Origin of the sequence: Paenibacillus sp. FSL L8-0638 (assembly GCF_038593075.1) — a bacterium.
GTDB lineage: Bacteria > Bacillota > Bacilli > Paenibacillales > Paenibacillaceae > Paenibacillus > Paenibacillus polymyxa_D.
Genome location: NZ_CP151960.1, coordinates 1 through 10,000, shown reverse-complemented (window position 1 = coordinate 10,000; position 10,000 = coordinate 1). Strand labels below are relative to the sequence as shown.

Sequence of the window (10,000 nt, the reverse complement as noted above, 5' to 3'; positions counted from 1 at the left end):
AACCGGACCATTTTTATCCGTAACATTAATCGTCTTGATCCCCTTACCTCCACGGCTTTGGATACGATAATCCACAACAGGGGTGCGCTTGCCATAACCTTTGGCCGTTACAATCAGGATATCCAGACTAGTATCCACGATGTCCATACCAATTACAGCATCACTCTCATCAAGGTTGATCCCTTTAACCCCTGTAGCGCTACGGCCCATAGACCGTACATCACTTTCAGGGAAACGGATAGACATGCCTTGTGCTGTACCAATAATCATTTCCTGCTGTCCGTCCGTCAGCTTCACTTCGATCAGGGCGTCATCTTCACGCAAGTTAATGGCAATCAAGCCACCTTTGCGGATATTTGCATAGTCGTCAAGCGGTGTCTTCTTAATAATCCCATGCTGAGTCGCAAAGAAAAGATAGCTATCCTCCACAAATTCCTCGATTGGAATTACCGCATTGATCGACTCACCCTGTTCAATCTGAATCAGGTTAATAATCGGTGTCCCCCGGGCTGTCCGGCTTAGATCAGGAATCTCATAGGCCTTAATTCGATATACCTTACCCTTGTCGGTAAAGAATAACAAATGATGATGTGAATTCGTAATGAACAGATGCTCTACGAAATCCTCATCTTTGGTATCCATACCCACTACACCACGACCACCGCGTTTTTGACTGCGATAGGTGGTAACAGGAAGGCGTTTGATATATCCCGTATGGGTTACAGTAATAATAACATCTTCACGCGGAATAAGATCCTCATCCAGAATACTCTCTTCACCCACTGTAATTTCAGTGCGACGTTCATCAGCGAAACGCCCTTTAAGTTCATTCAGCTCTTCGCTAATGATGTTGAGTACCAGATGCTCGTTCGCCAAAATCTCACGGTATTCCGCAATCTTTTGTATTAGCTCGTTATATTCGTTCTCAATCTTCTCACGTTCCAAACCGGTTAAACGTTGCAGACGCATATCGAGAATAGCCTGAGACTGCTCAAGAGTGAGCGAGAAACGCTCAATCAGTCCTTCACGAGCTGCTTCTGCAGTTTGGGAAGAACGAATCAAGGCAATAACTTCGTCCAGATGGTCAAGAGCAATGCGCAAGCCTTCCAGAATGTGTGCTCTAGCTTCGGCCTTTTTCAGATCAAATTCTGTCCGGCGACGAATAACTTCGACCTGATGTTTGAGATAATGATACAAGACATCCTTCAGGTTTAGAATCTTCGGTTCGTTGTTTACAATGGCAAGCATATTAATACCGAAATTCGACTGCATAGCTGTATGTTTAAACAAATTATTCAGAACGACATTCGGGTTCACGTCTCTACGCAACTCAATAACGACACGCATACCCGTACGGTCCGATTCATCACGGAGATCCGTAATGCCTTCAATACGTTTGTCACGTACTAATTCGGCAATTTTCTCAACCAGGCGAGCCTTATTCACTTGGTAAGGCAGCTCATGCACGATAATCCGTGCTTTATTGCCGATCTCTTCTATGGTGGTCTTTGCACGCATGGTCACAGATCCGCGGCCCGTCTGGTACGCCTGACGGATACCAGAGCGTCCTAAAATATAACCTGCTGTCGGGAAATCCGGTCCTTGAATATAATCCATAAGTTCCATCGGCGTAATATCAGGGTTTTCGATCAGTGCTTGTACACCATCGATAACCTCTCCCAAGTTATGCGGAGGAATATTGGTAGCCATTCCGACTGCAATCCCGCCGACCCCATTCACCAGCAAGTTAGGATAACGTGCTGGTAATACGACAGGCTCGTTCTCTTCACCATCGTAGTTCGGCATAAAATCAACGGTCTCTTTGTTCAAATCACGTAGCATTTCCATGGCAATCTTGGACAACCGTGCTTCGGTGTAACGCATCGCAGCGGCCATATCTCCATCCACGGAGCCAAAGTTACCGTGTCCATCCACCAACATGTAACGCAAGGAAAAATCCTGCGCCATCCGCACCATCGTATCATATACAGCCGTATCACCATGAGGGTGATATTTACCGATAACTTCGCCGACGATTCTTGCCGATTTTTTGTAAGGCTTATCTGGCGACATGCCTAGCTCGGACATCGCATACAAAATACGACGGTGTACCGGCTTCAGTCCGTCCCGCACATCAGGCAAGGCACGGCTAACAATAATACTCATGGCATAATCCATAAAGGATTCGCGCATTTCCACTCCGATATCCCTATTGATGATTTGCGAGTTATTTTGATCCGCCATGCTGGTCCTCCTTCTTATCCTTCAATACAATGCTCTCTATGTGAAAAGCCTAACAAGATACTGCCTATACACTCCGCTCTCTGCGCAGGATTTTGGCTGAAATCCTCATCTGTATAATTATATTACTTTCACAAAAAGAGCACAATTAAACGCATCTGTCCTCTTTACAGCGTAAATCCCTCGTCATTCTCTTTCTGCCTGTAGCAGATCGCTATTCTCTTGTACAACTCACAAGCCCTGATTATAACAAATTCCCCAGAGCTGGGGATTAGCCCCCACCATAAGGGCCTTTTCCACATACAATACGTATACGGTCAGGGTTCAATTAGCAAAATTCCGAAAAACGCCGTATTTCTCTATTATATCATTGTTTTACGCGCTTGTCCTTTAGTTTCCCTTGTTTTGTTAAAGTGTTGCGGATTCCAAGTACATGACTCATATTTCGAAAAGAAAGGGATGAGATTACTTGTCTATTCAACGAGTATCCAGTAAGTGGACCAAAACAAATGCCATTCTCCCCAATCCGACATTGGCTGCTTATGTACCGGAAACACGGTTGTACACATTTGATCACTTAAACGAAATGTTGGCCGTGTATGGTACTGTCTATATTAAGCCGGATAACGGTACTTATGGAAAAGGGGTTATGCGGGCAGAGAGGCTGACAGAGCCGCTCCCGCCGACAGAAGAAGGAATCATCGAAGAGAGAACTTGGTATGTGCTTCGCTATGAAGTAGACATTTTCACCTTCGAAAGTCTAGAAGATCTGCATAGAGTGGTTTCTTCCCGCATACGAAAACGTCCATATCTGATCCAACGTGGAATTCCACTTCTTCAGCATGAAGAACGCCCCTTCGATCTGAGGGTATTAACCCAGATGAACTTGAGACACCAATGGGAAACAACACTTATTGTAGGACGCGTAGCTGCTCCTGACAAAGTCGTCACCAATCATCACAGCGGTGGGACAACACGCTTTTTCAATGAGCTGGTCGCTCCATATATGGATGTAAAGGAAGCTGTACGACTGGAGCAAAAATTATCGAAAATGGGCGAACGGGTAGCCTGGCAGTTGCAAAAAAAATACCCACGTTTAAGGGAAATTGGATTAGATGTGGGACTGGATCAGCAAAATTATCCGTGGATTCTTGAGGTTAATACGAGACCAGCAATCAAGGTATTCTCTTCCCTTCCAACCAAAAGCCTCTATCATAAAATATTCAGATATGCAGTAGGCTACGGCCGATACTCTCCATCGACAGGTAAACCCGTACGCTCTAAGAAAAAAGCCTAAAACAATGAGATTAGATATTCAAATACACCTGGGCTGGTTAATGACAAGAAAAGGGACGCCCATTTGGGCGCCCCTCGTGAACTCTTACAAAATACTACCTAATGAGCATGTAATACAGCCACTAGGAAGGAACGTTACACATTAGAAATCAAGATTTTTCACGTACTTTGCATGCTCTTGGATAAAGTCACGACGAGGTTCTACATTATCACCCATCAAGGTATTGAACAGTGTATCAGCCAGCATCGCGTCACTGACAGTTACCTGAAGCATAGTACGACTCTCAGGGTCCATCGTAGTTTCCCAAAGTTGGGTCGCATTCATCTCACCCAAACCTTTATAGCGCTGTACATTGTACTTCGCGTTCTCTCCAAATTCCCTGATGATCTCATCACGTTCCGCCTCGGAGTTCGCATAACGTACAACTTTGTTACGCTCTACTTTGAATAGTGGTGGTTGAGCAATATAAATATAGCCTGCATCAATGATTTTACGCATGTACCGATAGAAGAACGTCAGCAACAACGTACGAATATGGGCACCGTCGACATCCGCATCTGTCATGATAATGACCTTGTGATAACGGGCTTTGGCGATGTCGAAGTCGTCTCCGATCCCTGTACCCATTGCTGTTACCATCGACCGGATTTCATCACTGGACAAAATACGGTCCAAGCGTGCCTTTTCAACATTCAGGATTTTACCGCGAATCGGCAAAATAGCTTGAAAGTGACGATCACGCCCCTGCTTGGCTGATCCCCCTGCGGAGTCACCTTCGACAATGTACAGTTCACTAATCGAAGCATCCTTAGAGGAGCAATCCGCCAACTTGCCTGGGAGCGAACTGATTTCCAGCGCACTTTTGCGACGTGTAAGCTCACGCGCTTTACGCGCTGCTTCCCGGGCACGTGCTGCTTGTAATGATTTATCTACCACGCGGCGGGAAACAGACGGATTTTCCTCTAGGAACTCCTGGAGTTTCTCTGCGAATAAGGATTCGACAATCCCTCGCACCTCACTGTTACCCAGCTTTGTCTTGGTCTGACCCTCAAACTGTGGTTCTGGAATTTTGACGGAGATAATTGCCGTCAATCCTTCACGCACATCGTCACCGGTCAGGTTGGCATTGTTGTCTTTAATCAAGCCATTTTTACGTGCATAATCGTTTATAATCCGGGTTAATGCACTCTTGAAACCTGATTCGTGAGTTCCGCCCTCATGGGTGTTGATGTTGTTGGCAAAAGAATAAATATTTTCGGTATAGCTGTCGTTATATTGCAATGCAACTTCGACTTGAATCATATCCCGCGAGCCTTCGACATAAATCGGCTGTTCATGTAGCGCTTCTCTTTTTTGATTCAAGAATTGCACATATTCACTGATTCCGCCCTCGTAATGGAATGTATCGCTAGCTCCCGTCCGTTCGTCAGTCAAGCTGATTGCAATGCCTTTATTCAGGAAAGCCAACTCACGAATCCGCGTTTGGAGCGTATCATAATCATATACGGTCGTTTCTGTAAAGATTTGATCGTCCGGATAGAAGGTCGTTTGGGTACCCGTCTCGTCTGTATCACCGATGACTCTGACATCATACTGCGGAGCACCACGGTGATATTCCTGCTCATACAGATGTCCGTCCCGTTTAACATGAACGATCATTTTGCTGGAGAGAGCATTCACTACCGATACCCCAACCCCATGCAGACCACCGGATACCTTGTACCCTCCGCCTCCGAATTTACCACCTGCGTGAAGTACAGTCATAACGACTTCCAGCGCAGATTTTTTCATTTTGGCGTGCTCGCTTACCGGAATACCGCGTCCGTTATCTGTAACGGTAACGCTGTTATCTTCGTGAACCACAACTTGAATGCTGTCACAATAACCCGCCAGCGCTTCGTCAATGCTGTTGTCCACAACTTCCCAGACCAGATGATGGAGACCTTTGGCGCTCGTGGAGCCAATATACATCCCGGGACGTTTCCGAACCGCTTCCAGGCCCTCGAGGACCTGAATCTCGCCCGCATCATAAGACGGTTGATTCATAGACATGCCTTTCACCTACTTCTATAGATTCTATGGTTAAGCATTGGCAACAAACTGGTTTGCCCGCTTTTTGAGTGTTGTTGAGGAGATGGGGGAATAATACACCGTATTCTGAGTCACTACGATGGACTTGGCTTCCTCTTCGCCAATCATCTCGACATGCTTTTGCTGTTGGGCGTGGTTCACGTATTGCTTGGAGATTTTGGAGGATTTTTCAATCGAGATATCGAAAATAGCCACAAGCTCTGACGAGCGGATGATTTTTTCTCCACCCAGATGAATATACATAGCAGTCACTCACTCCTTAGTGTTCCACATGCCCGTCGTGGACGTGATAAATATTGGCATCCTTGAGCCGTTCAGTGTTCAAAGTCTCAACCCCGGTTGCCGTGATAAAGGTCTGTACCTTGCTTTGGAAAGTCTCAATCAGCTGCGTTTGACGATAGGGGTCCAACTCGGACAAAACATCATCCAGCAGCAAGACAGGGTATTCACCAATTTCCTCATGAATTAACTCTATTTCGGCCAACTTCAAGGACAGGGCCGTCGTCCGCTGCTGCCCCTGAGAGCCATACGTATGCACTTCTCTGCCGTTAATGGCAAAGGCCAAATCATCACGATGGGGTCCCGCCAAAGTCATGCCACGGCGGATTTCCTGTTCCCTCATTTGGGATAACTTTATCATAAATCGCTCCAATAAGACAGCTTCATCTTCTTCCTCTGGCTCACTGAAGGAGGGAACATAGGTTAATTTTAACTCTTCTGTCCCACCTGCGATCCCTTCATGAATGGCCTGAGCCCACTTTTGTAGCTTTGTTATAAATTGTTTCCGCTTTTTAACAATTTTAACACCATGCTCAACAAGTTGCTCATTCCATACCTCCAGCATCAGCTGCACTGATGCCATATCCTTACCCCAAGCCTGCTTGAGCAGGTTGTTTCGCTGAACCAATACTTTCTGATATTGCTGCAAATGATACAGATATCCTGGCGCAACCTGTCCGATTTCCATGTCAAGAAACCGGCGGCGAACCCCCGGTGTTCCTTTCACAATTTCCAGATCCTCAGGTGCAAACATGACCACATTTAACGAACCGATAAAATCGCTCAGTTTTCGCTGCTCCAGTCCGTTGATCTTTGCTTTTTTGCCTTGTGTGGATAACGAGAGATCCAATCTGATTTTCCCGTATTTTTTATCCACATCCGCAGCTAGGTGAGTGGAAGTAGCCCCGAAAGAGATTAACTCCTTGTCGCGGGACGTTCGATGACTTTTGGTTAAAGCCAGTACAAAAATAGCCTCTACCAGATTCGTTTTGCCCTGCGCATTTTGTCCGATCAGCAAATTAACGGGACCAAATTCATTCAGTTCCAGCTGTTCATAGTTCCGGTACTGCTGCAAAACAATGTTGTTCACAAACACATAGGGTCCCCCTTGTTATTCCGTACCTAAAAGGAGTCCTTGCCACCCAGGCGATCATGCTCCTGCTGTAACTTCAAAACTTCCGTTGTCCTCTACTTCTACGGTATCACCCGGGTACAGTTTTCTTCCACGACGTTCTTCCGGTTCACCATTCACACGGACTTGTCCCTCTTGCAGCAGGGCTTTAGCCATGCCTCCTGTGGATACACAATCGGCTAATTTTAAAAATTGATCGAGCTTGATGTATTCGGTCTGTATAGATATTGGTTTCAAAGCTTGTTCATCCTTTCGGTTGTCCTCAGGTGGGTTAACGCTAGACATCAGTTGGTTGTGCGATATGGCAGGATGATATATAGCGCATTGCTGGAATCTGCCGGTTTTAAAATAATGGGACTCATAATGCCGGTAAAAGCAATCGTCAGCTGCTCGCTGTCAATCACCTTCAGCACGTCAAGCATGTATTTGGAGTTGAACGAAATTTTGAGCGGCTCCCCCTCAAATTTGGACACCGTTACTTCCTCACGCACTTTGCCAAGCTCAGAGGAACTAGAGGAAATTTCCAAACCGCCATTTTCCAGCGACTGCATTTTTACGATATTCGTTTTTTCCTCACGGGACAGCAAATAAGCACGGTCAATTGACTCACTTAAACTTTTTGTATCCACAATCAGTTCTGTTTTGTAGGAGGTCGGAATAATTCTAGAAGTATCAGGATAGGTGCCGTCCAAGATGCGGGAATAAAATAGCACCCGATCTACTTTGAATAATACCTGATTGTCCGCTACTACGATATCCACAAGCATATTTTGGTCTGGAATAATTCTGCTCAGCTCATTCAGCGTTTTGCCCGCAATGACAACATTGCTAAAGCGCAAGCCTTCAGACGTCTCTAAATGAGCGCTGCGGGTGGCAAGGCGGTGGCGGTCCGTTGCCACAAACTTCAGTTCCCCCTCAGCCAGATTCCACAACACGCCGGTTAAAATCGGTGTCGTTTCGTGGGTGGAAATGGAGAACACCGTCTGTTTAATCATATTTTTAAGTAAATCTCCTGGCACAGAGATGACTTGATTTTCTTCAATGTTGGGAAGCACCGGGAATTCTTCAGGATCTAAGCCAACAATCTGAATTTCAGTTGCACCGGATGAGATAAAGGTTTGGAATTGGTCTTTTACCTCCATACGAATCTCCTGCGAAGGCAACTTTTTGATAATTTCGACAAAGAATTTGGCAGGCAGCACCACACTGCCGGGTTGTTCAACCTGAACGACAGTTTGGTCACCATCCTCCATCGGAATAAAGGATTGAATCGAGATGTCTGTATCGCTGGCGGTCAGCGTTACTCCCTGGTGATTCACATCCAGCTTAATACCACTCAGAATTGGAATCGTAGTTCGACTTGATATCGCTTTGGATACATGTTGTATAGCCTCGTTCAAAACGTTTTTCAGAATGCTGATCTTCATAAGTTCCTCCTACGGGTTTTAATCCTTCAAGCACGCGTTGACGCGGGCCTTATTTAGGTGATGTATATCTTTAAAATATATTAGTAATAGTAATAGGCGCACTGAATATGTGGATAAGTCACTGTAACCCTAATAAAATCAAGCCTATCCACATGTGTATAAATTGTGTATAGGCTCTGAACTTGTTCAGGTTGGATTTTTGATTTTTTCTATTAGGTTGTTGATAACTTTAAACAGATCCTGATCCACTTGAATGGATTTGGAGATTTTTTCGTGCGCATGAATGACAGTCGTATGATCACGCCCACCGAAAGCTTCACCGATTTTTGGCAAAGAATAATCGGTTAACTCACGAGACAGGTACATGGCAATCTGTCGTGGAAAAGCTACAGCCTTCGTCCGTTTACGCGCTTTAAAATCCTCCAGCCGTAAATTGTAAAATTCCCCGACTTGGTGCTGTATATCCTGGATCGTGATCATTTTTGGACGACTAGACGGGATAATGTCCTTCAACGCCTCAGCCGCGAGATGACTTGATACATCCTGATTGGTTAAGGAGGAATAAGCGACAACGCGAATAAGCGCCCCTTCCAGCTCACGGATGTTTGTATCAATTTGATTAGCGATATACATCATGGCCTCATTGGGAATATCCAGGTTTTCCGCCCGCGCCTTTTTCCGAAGAATAGCAATTCTCGTTTCCAGATCCGGCGGTTGAATATCCGTTATGAGTCCCCACTCGAAGCGAGAGCGCAGCCGTTCTTCCAGCGTTGGAATCTCTTTAGGTGGCCGATCGCTTGAGATTATAATCTGCTTGCGTTCCTCATGAAGCGCGTTGAACGTGTGGAAAAATTCCTCCTGCGTCGATTCCTTACCCGCAATGAATTGAATATCGTCAATGAGCAGAATATCAATGTTGCGATATTTATTCCGAAAACTTTCCCCGCGGTTGTCCCGGATGGCATTAATGAATTCATTCGTAAACTTCTCCGACGATAAATAAACGACCTTGCTGGCCGGATTGTGCTCCAAAATATAGTGTCCGATAGCGTGCATCAGATGCGTTTTCCCCAGCCCTACACCACCGTATAAAAACAGCGGATTATAAGCTTTGGCCGGCGCCTCGGCGACGGCCAGCGATGCCGCATGGGCAAAACGGTTCCCCGATCCGATGACAAATGTATCGAATGTATATTTGGGATTCAGCATATGGGACACAGCTTCTTCATGAACGACCGGCTGCTGCTGAGGTTGTTGCTGAAGGTCGACCTCGGCGGGCTTGTTCTCTTCAATAACGAACTTGACCTCTAGCTGTTTGCCCAAAATCTCATAAACCGTTGCTCCGACTAGCTTGGTATAGCGGCTTTCAAGCCATTCCACGGCAAAAGTTGTCGGTGCAGAAATCACAATGGAGTGGTCATTTAGTTTCGCTGCCTTGGTAGCCTTAAACCAAGTGTCGTAACTCGGCTTACTCAGCTTGGTTTGTATGATGGATAGAATTTGCTGCCATAGTTCAGAGGTATGGCTGTCCAC

Annotated in this window: 8 protein-coding genes (1 of these 8 cut by a window edge); 1 reads left to right on the top strand and 7 read right to left on the bottom strand. The window is 45.8% G+C overall.

Going from position 1 to position 10,000, the window contains the following annotated elements:
• Positions 1-2,244, bottom strand: the 5' portion of a protein-coding gene (gene gyrA / locus MKY35_RS00040) for a DNA gyrase subunit A (RefSeq protein WP_342445265.1). It extends 321 nt beyond the left edge of the window; only the first 2,244 of its 2,565 coding nucleotides appear in the window; the start codon lies at positions 2,242-2,244; its stop codon lies beyond the left edge, outside the window.
• A gap of 466 nt (positions 2,245-2,710) precedes the next feature.
• Here gyrA and MKY35_RS00035 point away from each other — a divergent pair, with 466 nt between their 5' ends.
• Positions 2,711-3,538, top strand: a complete 828-nt coding sequence (locus MKY35_RS00035; RefSeq protein ID WP_342445264.1) for a YheC/YheD family protein — start codon at positions 2,711-2,713, stop codon at positions 3,536-3,538.
• Between the two features lie 141 nt (positions 3,539-3,679).
• Here the strand turns inward: MKY35_RS00035 and gyrB are convergent, their stop codons facing one another.
• The 6 genes from gyrB to dnaA form a co-directional block, all read right to left on the bottom strand.
• Positions 3,680-5,590, bottom strand: coding sequence for a DNA topoisomerase (ATP-hydrolyzing) subunit B (gene gyrB, locus MKY35_RS00030; RefSeq protein WP_013308100.1), 1,911 nt, complete (start codon positions 5,588-5,590; stop codon positions 3,680-3,682).
• 30 nt (positions 5,591-5,620) lie between these two features.
• Positions 5,621-5,872: an extracellular matrix/biofilm biosynthesis regulator RemA family protein gene (locus MKY35_RS00025; RefSeq protein ID WP_007433255.1), complete on the bottom strand. Its 252-nt coding sequence runs from the start codon at positions 5,870-5,872 to the stop codon at positions 5,621-5,623.
• Between the two features lie 16 nt (positions 5,873-5,888).
• Positions 5,889-7,004 carry a DNA replication/repair protein RecF gene (gene recF / locus MKY35_RS00020; protein WP_322251704.1) on the bottom strand — a complete coding sequence of 372 codons (1,116 nt, stop codon included), beginning with the start codon at positions 7,002-7,004 and terminating at the stop codon, positions 5,889-5,891.
• Between the two features lie 54 nt (positions 7,005-7,058).
• Positions 7,059-7,277, bottom strand: coding sequence for a S4 domain-containing protein YaaA (gene yaaA / locus MKY35_RS00015; RefSeq protein WP_029518979.1), 219 nt, complete (start codon positions 7,275-7,277; stop codon positions 7,059-7,061).
• A gap of 47 nt (positions 7,278-7,324) precedes the next feature.
• Positions 7,325-8,467 carry a DNA polymerase III subunit beta gene (dnaN, locus tag MKY35_RS00010; protein ID WP_029518977.1) on the bottom strand — a complete coding sequence of 381 codons (1,143 nt, stop codon included), beginning with the start codon at positions 8,465-8,467 and terminating at the stop codon, positions 7,325-7,327.
• A gap of 186 nt (positions 8,468-8,653) precedes the next feature.
• Positions 8,654-10,000, bottom strand: a complete 1,347-nt coding sequence (gene dnaA / locus MKY35_RS00005) for a chromosomal replication initiator protein DnaA (protein WP_029518975.1) — start codon at positions 9,998-10,000, stop codon at positions 8,654-8,656.